Source organism: Heyndrickxia coagulans 36D1, assembly GCF_000169195.2.
GTDB classification, from domain to species: domain Bacteria; phylum Bacillota; class Bacilli; order Bacillales; family Bacillaceae_C; genus Weizmannia; species Weizmannia faecalis.
In genome coordinates, this window is record NC_016023.1 from 1533993 (window position 1) to 1549624 (window position 15632).

General features: G+C 46.1%; 9 protein-coding genes. 6 read left to right on the forward strand and 3 right to left on the reverse strand.

The genetic code is table 11. The features are described 5' to 3' along the window. Window positions 1-209: 209 nt before the first annotated feature. Window positions 210-1409: a cardiolipin synthase gene (gene cls, locus BCOA_RS24465; RefSeq protein ID WP_014096726.1), complete on the reverse strand. Its 1200-nt coding sequence runs from the start codon at window positions 1407-1409 to the stop codon at window positions 210-212. Between the two features lie 236 nt (window positions 1410-1645). Here cls and BCOA_RS24470 point away from each other — a divergent pair, with 236 nt between their 5' ends. From BCOA_RS24470 to icmF, 6 genes are all read left to right on the forward strand, one after another. Beyond that, the gene (locus BCOA_RS24470; protein ID WP_187287745.1) at window positions 1646-3763 is read left to right on the forward strand and encodes a heterodisulfide reductase-related iron-sulfur binding cluster; all 2118 of its coding nucleotides are present in this window, start codon (window positions 1646-1648) and stop codon (window positions 3761-3763) included. A 424-nt stretch (window positions 3764-4187) separates the two neighbouring features. Beyond that, window positions 4188-5366, forward strand: coding sequence for an acetyl-CoA C-acetyltransferase (locus tag BCOA_RS24475; RefSeq protein WP_014096728.1), 1179 nt, complete (start codon window positions 4188-4190; stop codon window positions 5364-5366). A 41-nt stretch (window positions 5367-5407) separates the two neighbouring features. Next, a complete protein-coding gene (locus BCOA_RS24480) occupies window positions 5408-6544 on the forward strand; it encodes an acyl-CoA dehydrogenase (protein WP_014096729.1) in 1137 nt (378 codons plus the stop codon). A 35-nt stretch (window positions 6545-6579) separates the two neighbouring features. After that, entirely contained in the window at window positions 6580-7722 is a 1143-nt protein-coding gene (locus BCOA_RS24485) for an acyl-CoA dehydrogenase (RefSeq protein WP_014096730.1), read from the forward strand. 19 nt (window positions 7723-7741) lie between these two features. Continuing rightward, window positions 7742-8377, forward strand: a complete 636-nt coding sequence (locus tag BCOA_RS24490) for a TetR/AcrR family transcriptional regulator (RefSeq protein ID WP_014096731.1) — start codon at window positions 7742-7744, stop codon at window positions 8375-8377. Between the two features lie 65 nt (window positions 8378-8442). Next, window positions 8443-11697: a fused isobutyryl-CoA mutase/GTPase IcmF gene (gene icmF, locus BCOA_RS24495; RefSeq protein ID WP_014096732.1), complete on the forward strand. Its 3255-nt coding sequence runs from the start codon at window positions 8443-8445 to the stop codon at window positions 11695-11697. 258 nt (window positions 11698-11955) lie between these two features. Here the strand turns inward: icmF and BCOA_RS24500 are convergent, their stop codons facing one another. Together BCOA_RS24500 and BCOA_RS24505 are read right to left on the reverse strand one after the other, a co-directional pair. After that, complete coding sequence (locus BCOA_RS24500; protein WP_014096733.1) at window positions 11956-14421, reverse strand: FtsX-like permease family protein; 2466 nt, start codon at window positions 14419-14421, stop codon at window positions 11956-11958. Beyond that, window positions 14414-15094 carry an ABC transporter ATP-binding protein gene (locus BCOA_RS24505; protein WP_014096734.1) on the reverse strand — a complete coding sequence of 227 codons (681 nt, stop codon included), beginning with the start codon at window positions 15092-15094 and terminating at the stop codon, window positions 14414-14416. Before BCOA_RS24505 ends, BCOA_RS24500 begins: the two co-directional genes overlap by 8 nt. Window positions 15095-15632 lie beyond the last annotated feature (538 nt).

Genomic DNA, 15632 nt, shown 5'->3' on the forward strand with positions numbered 1-15632 from the left:
GATACAAGCAGCAAGATAGCGTTCAGCTGCATGCCTGGGGTTCAGTGATGGCTTTTAAAAGGGCATGTGATACAAGCACGGCAAGATGGTATTCAAGGACGGCCAAAACGTTGGTTTAGCTGTTAACCACCTATTGTGCCTGGCAGTGCCCCAGTCCTCCTAAGGAAATTTTTTCTGATCGCGTCGACTGGCTCAGAGCCGGTCTTTCATCACAAAAATCCTTCAATTGCCCTCACACCCCATTCGGCCAGCCTCGTTGCCAATCCGGGGCGGTTCAGGCCGTCTGCTGTAAGAGGGACAGCGTGGCGCATATCTTCCTTTACGACCGCACACATTTTTTGGATAAACGCATTGTCGTATACAAGACAGTTGACTTCAAAGTTTAAACGGACACTGCGCCGGTCAAAATTAGCCGTTCCGATGTCACAGATGGTCTGGTCAATGATCATAATTTTCGCGTGATAAAATCCGGGCTTGAACAAATGAATGTTTGCGCCATTATCAAGCAGCTGCCGGAAATAGCGGCTTGCGGCCTCTTTGACAAGCGGATGGTCCGCTTTATCCGGGGCGAGCACTGTGACGTTTACGCCGCGCACTAAAGCCTGCACCAGTTTTTTGTGGATGGCCGGAGTCGGGATAAAGTAGGGGGAACCGATAAAAATCGATTCGCGGGCTTCCTCAATCAGGCTGCAAACCAGACGTTCAAGCTCATCGCCCGCAGTCGGGATGATCCGGTGGCGGCATCCGCTTTTCTCCTCATGGGGAGAGAGAGGCGTTCTAAACGGCATATTTTCCCCTGTAGCCGTTTCCCAGTTTCTGATAAATTCCTGCTGCAAGTCGCGGATACTTCCGCCGGTTAAGCGGAAATGGTAATCCCGCCAAGGAGAAAGCGACTTGTTGCCATCGATATAATCTTTTCCTACATTGAAACCGCCAAGATAGCCTGTCTCCCCATCAATGACAGTTATTTTTCGGTGGTTCCGCTGCTGGAGCGTGTAAAAGAAAAAAGGGAATTTCGGCCGGTTGCTGAAGGCAAACGAGGCGCCAGCGTTTTTCAGCTGGGCAATCATCTGTTTTGTGACCTTCCGGCTGCCCGCCCAATCGAGCAATACTTTTACTTCTTTCCCTTCACGCGCTTTTTTTGCGAGCAGGCTGAAAAATTCACGGCTGATTTCATCATTTTTTACAATATAAAACAGGACGTATACGCTTTTTTTGGCATGAAGGATATCGGAAAAGTAGTGGGGAAACAGATCTTCTCCGCTGGTAAAAACAGTAAAATCCCCGTGCCGTACGGGATATTGGTGCTGTTTGCAATGTTTGCAGAAATGCCTTTTCCCAAGCGTGTAATCGGTGAAAAGCCAGATGATGAGTAGGATGATGGCAGAAAGGAATAAGAGCAAAACCATATCTTTTTTCCCCGCTTCAATCGATTTTTTCCGTGGCTGAGTCGTATCTTTATTCTTCCCCAAATGCGGCCGATTCTACTTACAAAAGCCGGAAACAGGCACAAAGAAATAAAAAAAATAAAGAAAAAAGGATTGACTGAATGCTCATTCATTATATAATATAGGTAAGCAAGATTCGGAAAATTACCTGCTTTTTTGTGCGAGCATAAATGAATGAAGGGAGCGTCGGGAGAAAAATGCACATCTTATTATGGTTGAACTGGCTGTTGTTCCTGTCTGTAACCGCTTACGGCATCGGCCTTTTTGTGTATTTGGTAAGGACAAGGATCCAGTATATCAAGTTGGGGAAAAAACAGGAATTCGACAACAATGTCAAGGCGCGGCTCAAAAAAATATGGGTATACGTTTTCGGACAGAAAAAACTGCTCAAGGATAAAAAGAGCGGCGCCATCCATGTGATGATGTTTTACGGGTTTATTCTCGTCCAGTTCGGCGCGATTGATTTCATATGGAAGGGGCTTGCGCCGGGTTCACACTTGCCGCTCGGGCCGCTTTACCCCGGATTTACTTTCTTTCAGGAAATCGTCACGCTCGTCATTTTATTTGCGGTCGGCTGGGCGTTTTACCGCCGCTACATTGAGAAGCTCGTCCGCTTAAAACGTGATTTTAAAGCGGGGCTTGTGCTCATCTTTATCGGCGGGCTAATGGTTTCTGTCCTGGTCGGGGGCGGCATGGAAATCATTTGGCACTTTGAGGAGCCGTCATGGACGGAACCGGTGGCAGCCGGGATTGCAGCGGCCTTTCATTGGATCGGGCCAACTGCAGCGGCTGTTGTGTTTTACGTGGCATGGTGGATCCATCTGTTGCTGCTGCTTACTTTCCTTGTCTATATTCCGCAGTCAAAGCATGCCCACTTGATTGCAGGGCCTGCGAATGTGTATCTAAACCGGCTCGGGGATACCGGGAAATTACGGCCGATCGATTTTGAAGACGAATCGCAGGAAAGTTTCGGCGTCGGCAAAATCGAGGACTTCACGCAGCTTCAGCTTGTCGATCTTTACGCCTGTGTGGAATGCGGCCGCTGCACGAATATGTGCCCGGCAACCGGAACAGGGAAAATGCTTTCACCGATGGACTTGATCATTAAATTAAGGGACCATTTGACCAACTACGGCGCGGCCGTTACGTCTAAAGCACCGTGGGTTCCGGCATTTGCTTTTGCCAACACGACAGGTAACCGGCTCGCCCGGGAAAGTGCAACCCGCGGGGCGGAAGAGGCAGCTGCAGCACTCGATTATAATCCGAGCCTGATCGGCGATGTCATAACAGAAGAAGAGATCTGGGCATGCACGACTTGCCGGAATTGCGAAGACCAGTGCCCGGTTATGAACGAACATGTCGATAAAATCATCGATTTGCGGCGCTATCTCGTTTTGACGGAAGGAAAAATGAAACCGGATGCACAGCGGGCGATTCAAAATATCGAACGTCAGGGCAATCCTTGGGGGCTGAACCGGAAAGAGCGCGAGTCGTGGCGTGAAGGGCGCGAAGATATCGAGGTCAAGACGGTCAAAGAAATGAAGAAAGCAGATGAGGAATTCGAATATTTATTCTGGGTCGGATCAATGGGGTCTTACGACAGCCGCAGCCAGAAAATCGCGCAGTCGTTTGCGAAACTGCTGAATGAAGCGGGCGTGAAATTCGCCATTCTCGGCAACAAGGAGAAAAACTCCGGAGACACGGCACGCAGGCTTGGCAATGAGTTTTTATTCCAGGAACTGGCCGGCCAGAACATCGCCGAGTTTACAAAGAACGGCGTGAAAAAAATCGTGACGATCGATCCGCATGCATACAATACATTTAAGAAAGAATATAAAGATTTTGGCTTTGAAGGGGAAGTGTACCATCATACCGAAGTGCTTTACGAGCTGCTGAAAGAAGGGCGCTTAAAGCCGAAATACGAAGTCAATGAAACGGTTACCTTCCATGATTCCTGCTACCTCGGCAGGTACAATGATATTTATAACCAGCCGCGTGACATTTTAAAAATGATCCCGGGCGTAAAGCTTGTAGAAATGGAACGGAACCGAGAAACAGCGATGTGCTGCGGGGCCGGCGGCGGGCTAATGTGGACGGAAGAAGATACCGGGCACCGGATTAATGTGGCGCGGACGGAACAGGCGCTTGCTGTGAATCCAACAGTCATCAGCACGGAATGCCCGTACTGCCTGACAATGCTTTCTGATGGCACAAAAGCGAAAGAAGTGGAAGACACTGTGAAAACCCTGGATGTCGCTGAAATTCTGGAACGTTCGGTCTGCGGGGCGCCGGGTCAGACGGCTGCAGTTTCTTAAGCGGGTGATGCCGCTGCGAAACGGATGCACGGCAGGAAAAACAGTTGTATTTAAACCGGCAAATCATCTGCGCAAAAACGGCGGGGAACGGATATGTAAAAGTTTGGGTAGATTCTCCGCCGTTTTTTTCGCAGATCGTACAGGAAAACAAATGTTTTGGAGAATGAAGGGTTCACGCAAATTGCTGGCGCTTTTCATAAATCACACAGTGTGGCAAGGCTCACTGCTGTTTGGCAGCGAATGGCAAAGGGCCATGAATGAAAGATGATTGAGCGTTCGCTCGATTGGGAGGCGCTTTTCGTTCATACGAGGCTCGCCACAATTTTAGCAACGAATGGCAAAGGAACGATGAATGAACGATGATTAGCGTTCGCGCAAATGGCCGGCGCTTATCATAAATCCATTGTAAAAGGGGAGAAGTTGGTTGAACACGGTGATCATCGATGGGGCGCGTACGCCATTTGGGAAATTCGGGGGAAAACTGGCTGCACTTCCGGCGTCCGCGTTAGGCGGGATTGCGATCCGGCATGCATTGGAAAAAGCAGGCGTTGAAAACGGGGAAGTAGATGAAGTGATTATGGGGAATGTCCTGCAGGGCGGCCAGGGGCAACTCCCATCCCGGCAGGCGGCAAGGCACGCCGGCATTCCGTGGCATGTCAAAACGGAAACGATGAATAAAGTGTGTGCTTCCGGCATGAGGAGCGTGACCATGGCGGACCAGATCATCCGCTCGGGAGACGGGGAAGTTATTGTAGCCGGCGGGATGGAGTCGATGTCGAACGCGCCTTACTTCCTGCCCAAGGCAAGATGGGGATTGAAAATGGGCGATGTCCAGCTGAAAGACATGATGACCCATGACGGACTCATCTGCGCATTTTCCGGCGTCCATATGGGCACATACGGAAACCGTACGGCGGAAGCGTTCGGGCTGACCCGCGATTTTCAGGACCGCTGGGCATTAAGAAGCCACCAGAAAGCATTGGAAGCGATCCATTCCGGCAAGTTTGCCGAAGAAATTGTTCCGGTAGAAATCCCGCAAAGAAAAGGTCCTGCACTGCTTGTTGAACAGGATGAGCCGCCGCGCGCGGATACGACGCTTGAAAAACTGTCCCAGCTGCCGCCTGCTTTTGACAAAGACGGCACCATTACGGCCGGCAATGCACCAGGCGTGAATGACGGGGCAGCAGCACTCGTGTTAATGAGCGCTGAACGGGCTGCAAAAGCAGGATTGGAACCGCTTGCAAATATTGTGGCGCATGCAGAAGTGGCGGTGGAAGCGCAGCATTTTCCGCAGACACCAGGGCTTGTGATCAACGAAATCTTGAAAAAAACAGGAAGAAAGCTCGATGACATTGATTTGTTTGAAATCAATGAAGCATTTGCCGCAGTGGCGCTTGCCAGCAGCAAAATCGCACAACTCGATTTGGAAAAGGTGAATGTAAACGGCGGCGCGGTTGCGTTAGGCCATCCGATCGGCGCAAGCGGCACGCGCATTATTTTAACCCTTGCATACGAGCTGAAACGGCGCGGCGGCGGGACCGGAATTGCAGCCATCTGCTCCGGCGGCGGCCAGGGTGATGCCGTCATGATCGAAGTGCAATAAAACTTCAACGTGTATGACCACCCGGAAAAGGGGGCCTTATCATGGATTTTCATTTTACGGAAGAACAGCTTTTGCTAAAGAAAACCGTACGGGATTTTGCGGAAAACGAAATTTTGCCGGCTACGGGCGACATGGAGCGCGGCGTGTTCCCGCGTGAAATACTTGGAAAAATGGCAACCCTTGGTCTGATGGGCATCACCATTCCGGAAACATATGGCGGTGCGGGACTGGATTTTACTGCTTACGTTCTGGCTGTTCATGAACTGTCCAAAGCCAGCGCGACGATCGGCGTCATTCTTTCCGTCCATTCATCCGTTGGGACCGCGCCGATTTTATATTTCGGAAGCGAAGCGCAAAAACAAAAATATTTGCCAAAGCTTGCAAGCGGGGAGTACCTGGGGGCTTTTTGCCTGACGGAAGCCGAAGCGGGGTCAGATGCGAAAAATTTGAAAACAAGAGCGGTAAAACAGGGCAGGCATTATGTGCTCAATGGTTCAAAAATGTTCATTACAAACGGCGGCGAGGCGGATACATATATTGTATTCGCCCGCACGGAAGACGGAAACATAACCGCTTTCATTGTTGAAAAGACCATGCCGGGTTTCCGGGTCGGCAAGGACGAGAAAAAAATGGGGCTTCACGGGTCAAAAACCGTCCAACTTCACTTTGAAAATCTGCAAGTTCCGGCTGAGAACCGGCTTGGGGAAGAAGGGGAAGGATTTAAGATCGCGATGGCGGTGCTGGATGCCGGCCGGATCGGGATTGCGGCCCAGGCCCTCGGAATTGCGGAAGGCGCATATGAACGGGCGCTTCAATACGCAAAAAACCGGCGCCAGTTCGGAAAACCCATCCATGCATTTGAGGGAACCGGTTTTAAACTTGCCGACATGGCAACAAACATTGAAGCCAGCAAACTACTTCTCTACCGGGCAGCCTTTTTGCGGAGCAACGGTCTCGACTGCAAAAAAGAAGCGGCGATGGCCAAACTGCTCGCTTCGCAAACAGCTGTTGATACAGCGATTGAAGCCGTGCAAATTTTCGGCGGATACGGATACACGGAAGATTATCCGGTTGAGCGGTTCATGCGTGATGCGAAAATTACGCAAATTTATGAAGGAACAAGTGAAATTCAAAGAATCGTGATCAGCAATCAGTTATTACGGGAGAAAAGGCTATAAGTTGTCCTGGATTATACAATATTGGAGGCAGAAAAATGGACTTTCGTTTGAGTGAAGAACATGAAATGATCCGGAAAATGGTACGCGATTTTGCCGTGAAGGAAGTGGCACCGACAGCAGCGGAACGCGATGAGAACGAACGGTTTGACCGTGGCATTTTTGACCAGATGGCGGCGCTCGGCCTGACCGGGATTCCATGGCCGGAGCAGTACGGCGGGATCGGGAGCGATTTTCTGGCATACTGCATTGCGGTGGAAGAGCTGTCGCGTGTGTGCGCCTCAACCGGCGTGACCCTTTCCGCACACACTTCCCTTGCCAGCTGGCCGCTGTTTAAATTCGGCACAGAAGAACAAAAACAGAAATACCTCGTTCCGCTTGCCCGCGGGGAAAAAATCGGTGCGTACGGCTTGACGGAGCCGGGGTCGGGTTCCGATGCAGGCGCGATGGTGACAACGGCCAGGCGTGAAGGCGACCACTATGTTTTAAACGGCTCCAAAATTTTCATTACAAACGGCGGCGTGGCGGATATTTACATCGTGTTTGCCCTCACCGATCCGAAAAGCAAACACCATGGCACAAGCGCGTTTATTATTGAAAAAGATTTTCCCGGGTTTTCAACCGGCAAAAAAGAAAAGAAAATGGGCATCCGGGCTTCCACCACAACGGAAATCATTTTTGACAATGTCATAGTGCCGGCAGAAAACCGGCTCGGGGAAGAAGGACAGGGCTTTAAAATCGCGATGATGACGCTGGACGGCGGGCGTAACGGCATTGCGGCCCAGGCAGTCGGCATTGCCCAGGGCGCACTGGATGCGGCTACAGCTTATGCGAAAGAGCGGAAACAATTCGGCAAACCGATCGCAGCGAACCAGGGCGTGTCTTTCAAACTTGCCGATATGGCCACTGCAGTCGAAGCGGCAAGGCTGTTAACGTACCAGGCGGCCTGGCTTGAATCAAACGGGCTGCCGTACGGAAAAGAATCCGCCATGTCCAAACTGTTTGCCGGCGATACGGCGATGAAAGTCACAACGGAAGCCGTGCAGATTTTTGGCGGCTACGGCTATACAAAAGATTATCCGGTTGAGCGGTTCATGCGCGATGCTAAAATTACGCAAATTTACGAAGGGACGCAGGAAATCCAGCGGCTTGTTATTTCAAGAATGCTGACAAGGGACTGATGGAGAGGGGAGGCCGTTTGTGAGCCAAAAAAAGTTTGTGCCGGCATCGGTCAGGGACGAAAGGCTGATTGAAAAGCGCAGAAACCAAATGATCAATGCCGCCGTCGCGCTTTTTAAAGAAAAGGGGTTCCACCGGACGACAACGAGGGAAATTGCCAAAAAATCCGGTTTTAGCATCGGGACGCTTTATGAATATATCCGGGCAAAAGAGGATGTCCTCTATTTGGTGTGCGACCGGATTTATGATGAAGTGCGCGACAGGCTGCTTCGCATTGATGCCGGTCAGGGGACGCTTGAAAGTTTGAAACTCGCGATTGCCCATTATTTCCGGATTGTTGACGAACTGCAAGATGAAGTGCTTGTCATGTATCAGGAAGCAAAATCACTGACAAAAGAAGCACTGCCTTATGTATTAAAAAAGGAAATGGAAATGGTCGGCATATTTGAAAAAATGATTAGAAAATGCGCGGAAAACGGCGAACTTGATCTGGATGAAAAAGAGATGGAGATGCTCGCCCACAATATTTTTGTCCAGGGTGAAATGTGGGCTTTCCGCCGCTGGGCATTTAAAAAGAAGTTTACAATTGAGGATTATATCCGCCTGCAAACCCATTTGCTGTTTTCCGGCCTTGAGACAAGGGGTATGATGGCATAAATTTTTCCATCCCGGGGTTCATTTATGCGTTTTAACTTAATCCTGATGAAGACAAGGAGGATATGATGGCTGACACAGAAATTTACCGCCCGAAACATGCGGTCCGTTTTGTCACAGCGTCCAGTTTGTTTGACGGTCACGATGCTTCCATCAACATTATGCGGAGGATTTTGCAGGCAAGCGGTGCGGAAGTCATTCATCTCGGTCACAACCGCTCGGCACGCGAAATTGTCCAGGCGGCGATTCAGGAAGATGTCCAGGGCATTGCCGTTTCTTCTTACCAGGGAGGGCATCTCGAGTTTTTCAAGTATATGTATGATTTGCTCCAGGAAAACGGCGCCTCCGGGATCCGTATTTACGGCGGGGGTGGAGGCGTCATCATCCCGCGTGAGATGAAAGAACTGCATGACTACGGGATCGCGCGGATTTTTTCACCGGAGGACGGCAGAAAGCTCGGCCTTCAGGGGATGATCAATATCATGCTCCGGGAGTGCGACCATCCGACGGTAACGGAAGCGGATTTTGTAAAAGAGGTGGAGCGCTTAAGCGAAGGGCGGATCGGTTCTGTTGCCAGGCTGATTTCTTATGCCGAGAACCATTTGAACCATCAGGAAGCGCTCGCTGCCCTTGAAGCTGCGGTGCCGGCTGTGAAGAAAGCGCCGGTCGTGGGCATCACCGGTACCGGGGGAGCGGGGAAGAGCTCATTAACAGATGAACTGATCCGCCGTTTTTTGCACGACCATCCGGAAAGTAAAATTGCCGTTCTTTCGGTCGACCCGACGAAGCAAAAAACGGGGGGCGCATTGCTTGGCGACCGGATCCGGATGAACGCGATTTTCCATCCGAACGTTTTTTTGCGGAGCATGGCTACGAGGGCATCCCGTTCCGAACTTTCCCTTGCCATCCATGACGCCATCCGGATTGTAAAGGCTGCCGGCTTTGATTTGATTTTGATCGAAACAAGCGGGATCGGCCAGGGGGACGCCGAAATTACGAATGTTTCCGATGTTGCCATGTATGTGATGACGAGCGAATTCGGAGCGCCTTCCCAGCTTGAAAAAATTGATATGATCGATTACGCGGACCTCATTGCGATCAACAAATTCGAGCGGAAAGGTTCAGAGGATGCGAAAAAGCAGGTGCAAAAGCAGTACCAGCGGAGCCATCTGCTGTTTGATCAAAGCCTGGATGAGATGCCGGTATACGGTACGATTGCCAGCCAGTTTCATGATCCGGGCACAAACGCCTTATATGGCGCCCTGATGGAAAAAATCAATGAAAAGAGCGGAACGGCTTTTCGCTCGTCTTTTTCAAAAAAACAGGAAGCGGGCAACCGGCATACCATCATCCCGGCAAGCCGCAGCCATTACTTGCGGGAAATTGCAGAAACCGTCCGCCGGTACCATAAAAAGGCGGAGGCACAGGCAATGCTCGCACGGAGAATGTTTCAACTCGAAGGCGCCATTACGGCTGCAAAGGAGTCCGGGGCAGCAGAGGATGTGATCGCATCGCTTGAAGCGCTTCGTACGGAAGCGGAAAAAGGGCTGACAGAAGAATCGAAAACCCTTTTGAAAAGCTGGCCGGATGTAAAGCAAAAATACAGCGGGGAGACGGTCACTGTCAAAATCCGCAATAAAGAGATCACAACGAGGATCAGAACAACAAGCTTGTCTGGGCTCTCGATCCCGAAAGTGGCGCTGCCGGATTGGGAAGACAAGGGCGAGATTTTAAAATGGCTGTATAAAGAAAATGTGCCAGGGGCATTTCCTTTTACGGCTGGCGTTTTCCCGTTTAAGCGACAGGAAGAAGATCCGAAGCGGCAGTTTGCGGGGGAAGGGACACCGGAACGGACAAACCGGCGCTTCCATTATTTATCAAAAGATGATCCGGCAAAGCGGCTGAGCACGGCTTTTGACTCGGTAACGCTGTACGGCGAAGATCCGGATGAGCGCCCGGATATTTACGGAAAAGTCGGCGAGTCAGGGGTAAGTGTGTGCACGCTCGATGATATGAAAAAACTGTATGCGGGTTTTGACCTTTGTGCGCCTTCGACTTCTGTTTCCATGACGATTAACGGCCCCGCGCCGGTCATTCTGGCAATGTTCATGAATACGGCAATTGACCAGCAGGTGAAAAAGAAAGAAGCGGAGCTCGGGCGCGTTTTAACCGTAGAGGAATTTACGGAGGTGCGCGAAAAGACGCTGCAGACGGTCAGGGGCACCGTGCAGGCGGATATTTTAAAAGAAGACCAGGGCCAGAATACATGCATTTTCTCAACTGAATTTGCACTCCGGATGATGGGTGATATCCAACAGTATTTTATTGACCATAAAGTGCGCAATTATTATTCGGTCTCGATTTCCGGATACCATATCGCAGAAGCGGGTGCGAATCCAATTTCACAGCTTGCGTTCACACTTGCAAACGGTTTCACCTATGTGGAGTATTATTTAGGAAGGGGCATGAAGGTGGATGATTTTGCCCCGAACCTTTCATTCTTTTTCTCGAACGGGCTTGATCCGGAATATACGGTGATCGGGCGTGTTGCAAGAAGAATCTGGGCGGTTGTGATGCGCGATTTATACGGGGCAAATGAGCGGAGCCAGAAGCTGAAGTACCATGTTCAGACATCCGGCCGGTCGCTCCATGCACAGGAAATTGATTTCAATGATATCCGCACGACGCTGCAGGCGCTGATGGCCCTTCAGGATCATTGCAATTCGCTTCATACCAATGCTTACGATGAAGCGATTACGACACCGACCGAGGAATCGGTGCGCCGCGCGATGGCGATCCAGCTGATTATTACAAAAGAGCATGGATTGTCGAAAAATGAAAATCCGCTGCAAGGTTCTTTTATCATTGAAGAACTGACAGACCTTGTCGAAGCCGCCGTTTTGGAGGAATTTGAACGTATCAATGACCGCGGCGGGGTGCTCGGCGCAATGGAAACCCAGTATCAGAGGGGAAAAATTCAGGAAGAGTCGATGGAATATGAGGTCAGAAAGCATTCCGGCGCCCTCCCGATTATCGGCGTCAACACCTTCCTGAATCCAAACCCGAAAAACGAGGACGAACTGAACAATATGCAGCTTGCACGCGCAACAAAGGAAGAAAAAGATTTGCAGATCAAAAATTTGCGTGATTTCCAGGCCCGCCACAAAGCAGAAGCGGAAGCCGCACTGGAAAAATTAAAGCAAACCGCGGTTTCAGGAGGCAATATTTTCGCCGAGCTTATGGAAACCGTCAAAGTCGCAAGTCTCGGCCAAATCACCAACACCCTCTACCAAATTGGCGGGCAATACAGAAGGAATATGTGAACAGAAAGTCCCGCCGCCTTGCCCGTATCCGACAGGCAAATGTTCTGGCCGGAATAAGCTAAGGGCTTTATTACGGGCAGGTTATGCTATCCGAGGAGCCGGCTGCAAGAAGTATTGTTCTTAAAAAACTGGCAAAAATTTCGATTATACACGCGTTCTATTCATATTGCGAATGAATTAGAAAAAAGAAAGAGAAGCGAAAAGCTATTGCATCATATCACGATAGCTTTTCGCTTCTTTATTTATGTCCAAGGCGTGTTACTCATCCCTTCTAAGGAAAGAAGCAATTGATTGACGTTGTAAGGAACGATTTATTATATAGCCCCCGATAATGAGAAAACTGATTTCAATTAAAATAGACAACAGAAAATATTTAAAATAGAAAACAAGGGGATACTGACGCGGTAACATTATCAATCCAATACAACAAATTAACATACTTAAAATCATAGAGACAAAAACATAAATGAATATTTCGCTAAAAACGAGTTGCATGATGTTTCTTTTACTCATCCCAAGAGATAAGTAAATGCCCCACTGTCTCTTCTGAGTTTGATATTTGCTAAAGATCATGATCGTGACGGAAATCGCAGTGAGGATAAGAGAGACAAAAAACAAAAGCATGCCAAGCACCTTGAGATAATTATAAATTTTATTATCGTCTTTTATTAATTGAGAAGTATTCTGCACTAAGCTGCCAGGAAATGTTGACGATAAGGATTTTACTTGTTTATCAAGATTCATTTTTTCTTTATGAGAGATATCTTTTTTCGTGTAAATCTCAAGTTCATTAAACCCATGGAACAAACCGGATTTTACTGCGGTTTGAGTGTCCATCAAAATAATAAAGTCATCTTTTTTTATTTCTACAGAAGGGCTGACTCTATATTTAAATGGTTTATGAATAACATCTAGAATTTTTAACTTTTTTTGACTGGTTTTCATTCCAGTTGGCGTTTTATACAATCTGACTAAAGTCAATGTATTTCCAACTAAGATTTTATCCTCGTTTGTGTTTTTCTTGTTAACTGGATTATAAATGAATGCTTTGCCATCAAGATCTTTATATTTCTTTGGAGCCTCAATATTTTTCCAGTCGTCTTTATTGAGAAGAACGTATTTTACATCCGGAATAATAATTTTATTATTATAAGTTTTATAAGTAGAGTTTTCGTTAAAGATCCAATTGTTAATGGAAGGTGTAATCATTTTCCGATCAATTAGCGTTTCGACATCTTCCATGAATGGAGTTTTATCTATGTATAAAACCCCGGGTGTTTTTTCCAGTTTTTTTACTTCAGCTTCTGTAAAGGTTAATCCCTGGTGACTTAATACTTTTAAATTTTGTTGTGTTTTAAAGCTAAAAGCTTCTTGGGAGTTTAAATAATACTTGGATTTAAGCCCTTCCCAACTATATAAATTATCTTTTTGAATATAATTTGTAAATGTGAATGTTAAAGATGAAAAGCATAAAATTAATACAGTAAGGTAGAATTGCTTCGGATTCGAAAATAATTCTTTCACTAATAATTTTCCATAGCTAGAATGAAAGCCTTTAAAAACGCTTTTATATCGTTCGCTGAAACTTACACGATTTTGCTGGTTCAATAGTTCTTGTACATGTAATGTGCCGGACTCCTTAACATTTTTAAGGAATAAAAATAAGATCATAAAGAATAATCCAATGTATAGTAATATACTCATTCCAACCATTTCAATCATCAGCATAAAGTTAGAAAAATACTCTCTGTATGAGAAATGAATGATTAGTGACTGAATAGAATATACTATAGGAAATGAAAATAAGGCACTTAAAACAAAAATAATAACAGCTTGGTAAATGTATATGCGGTATAAAGCTCGTTGACTTGCACCTACGGATTTCATAATACCCAATTTTTTATGTTGATCTTGGGTAAAATATAAAATGAGACTGTTTATAGAAAATAGTGAAAGAATCACAATTAATAATTGAAATGTAATCGATAAGGACCTGATAGTATCACATTGATTTAGTCCGTTATTAAATAATCGACTATTAACAGTGCCTTGTTGGTCATAGTGATTAATAAGATCTATTGATTTTTCAAACGAATCTTTTGTGCTTTCGTTATATTTGAACAAAAAACTATTATTTTTCTTATAATTGGTAGTTAACTGTTTAGATATAAATATATTCGGGAAGTCATTGACACCCTTCTCAAAATCCTCGGCTACTGACCATTGTGATGAATAATTTTTTACTATTCCAACAAGGCGTAAGCTTTTCGTGCTGTTGCCAATTTTGATTGTTCTTTTTTCCGCGATTCTCCAATTTTTTAAAGGGCCTTGTAAATACGCAGATTCTATCGCAACCTCATTTGGCTTCTCCGGAAATCTCCCACTTATTAATTTTAAATGCCCCAATAATATTGATTTTTTATCCATCCAGCCCACCGTTGCAAATCTATCACTACTAACTTTAGTTTTACCAATAATTTGATATACTCCTACCGATATCCCCTTATTTCTCTTCAACAATGATTTTTTTGTTTCTGTAATATTTGTTAACATACCGGTATGTTCTCCGTAAGTATTCTGAGCCTTTTGTTTAATTGCCGATCTTACAGATTCAGAAGCAATAAATATAGAAGCTACGGATGATAGAACAATCGCAATTGAACCAGCGATGAGAAATAACCATTTTTTTCGCGATAAAAGAATTTTCATGCTTAAATTAAACATTTTCTTGTATCACCTGCAATCTCCCGTTTTTCATAAGAAACAAAGTATCTGGAAATTCGAATAAATTCTTTTCGTGAGTGACAACAATCAGTGTTATATTTTTTTTGTTACACAGACTTGTGAATAAATGGATCATTTTTTTGGTTGTTTCTCCATCAAGATTACCGGTGGGCTCATCGGCAAATATAATTTCGGGATCAGTAATAAGTGCCCGGGCAATGGCTACTCTTTGTTGTTCCCCTCCTGATAAAAAGTCAGGAAGCTTATGTAATTGATTTTCAATCCCTAAATATCCAGCTAATTCTTCCACTTTATTTGTTCTTTCATGCCTATTTATAAACATGAGTGGAAGTTCTATATTTTCTTTTACAGTCAATTCCGGAATAAGTTGAAAAGATTGGAATATAAATCCGTATTGTTCTCCTCTAATAGCAGCCTGTTCCGAATCCTTTAGATCATAAAAGGATTTTCCTTTGTAATATACTTTTCCAGATGTGGGTTTCTCCATTCCTCCCAGAATATTTAACAAGGTTGATTTCCCTGCTCCACTTTTCCCTTCAATGACATAAATCTTTCCTTTTTGAATGGTAAGGGATGTTTCTTTCAATTCCATGTTACTGCTCTTTTGATTATATCTTTTACAAATTCGATTAGCTTCTATTAATGCTTCCATAATATTCTCCTTCAATAAAAACGATAATATTTTTGAGCTATGTATTCATATGGTCATTTTAGGTATGGATCTGCATCGTAAGTCATTATTCATAGAAGAGATCTCCTCGCGGCATAGTGGTTGCCATTTTTTGTGAATGGCTGGCAAAATGGGAGAAGTAAAACTACTCTCTGAATTTTGAAGTTTCCAGTATATTGATAATGATGGAACTTTTTAAAAAAGAATCTGTTTAACATAATATTCCAATTATAATGTGAGTTTACTCATACCGACAATATTGATATTAGCATTATATATTCCGACTGAAGCAGGTGCCAAGCGTTCTGGCCATTCTTTTAGTATTGTTGCAAACGTTACCGGGCCAACAAAGGATAAGTTGGATACTGATACAGCTAAAACTACAGTGCCAGCAAAGCTGAACGACCCAAATAGCATTTTCCGCTAGGAGTTGCCGCTGGACAAAAATGCAGCGTGTGCTTCCAAAAGCAAAAAACCGGCAGCTGAATGCCGGTTTTTTGCTTTCGCTCAATGGCAAGTA

What these genes read in the sequence shown, in the direction of transcription:
- cls (WP_014096726.1), bottom strand. Translation starts at nt 1,409, where the DNA reads ATGGTTTTGCTCTTATTCCTTTCTGCCATCATCCTACTCATCATCTGG.
- BCOA_RS24470 (WP_187287745.1), top strand. Translation starts at nt 1,646, where the DNA reads ATGCACATCTTATTATGGTTGAACTGGCTGTTGTTCCTGTCTGTAACC.
- BCOA_RS24480 (WP_014096729.1), top strand. Translation starts at nt 5,408, where the DNA reads ATGGATTTTCATTTTACGGAAGAACAGCTTTTGCTAAAGAAAACCGTA.
- BCOA_RS24485 (WP_014096730.1), top strand. Translation starts at nt 6,580, where the DNA reads ATGGACTTTCGTTTGAGTGAAGAACATGAAATGATCCGGAAAATGGTA.
- icmF (WP_014096732.1), top strand. Translation starts at nt 8,443, where the DNA reads ATGGCTGACACAGAAATTTACCGCCCGAAACATGCGGTCCGTTTTGTC.
- BCOA_RS24500 (WP_014096733.1), bottom strand. Translation starts at nt 14,421, where the DNA reads ATGTTTAATTTAAGCATGAAAATTCTTTTATCGCGAAAAAAATGGTTA.
- BCOA_RS24505 (WP_014096734.1), bottom strand. Translation starts at nt 15,094, where the DNA reads ATGGAAGCATTAATAGAAGCTAATCGAATTTGTAAAAGATATAATCAA.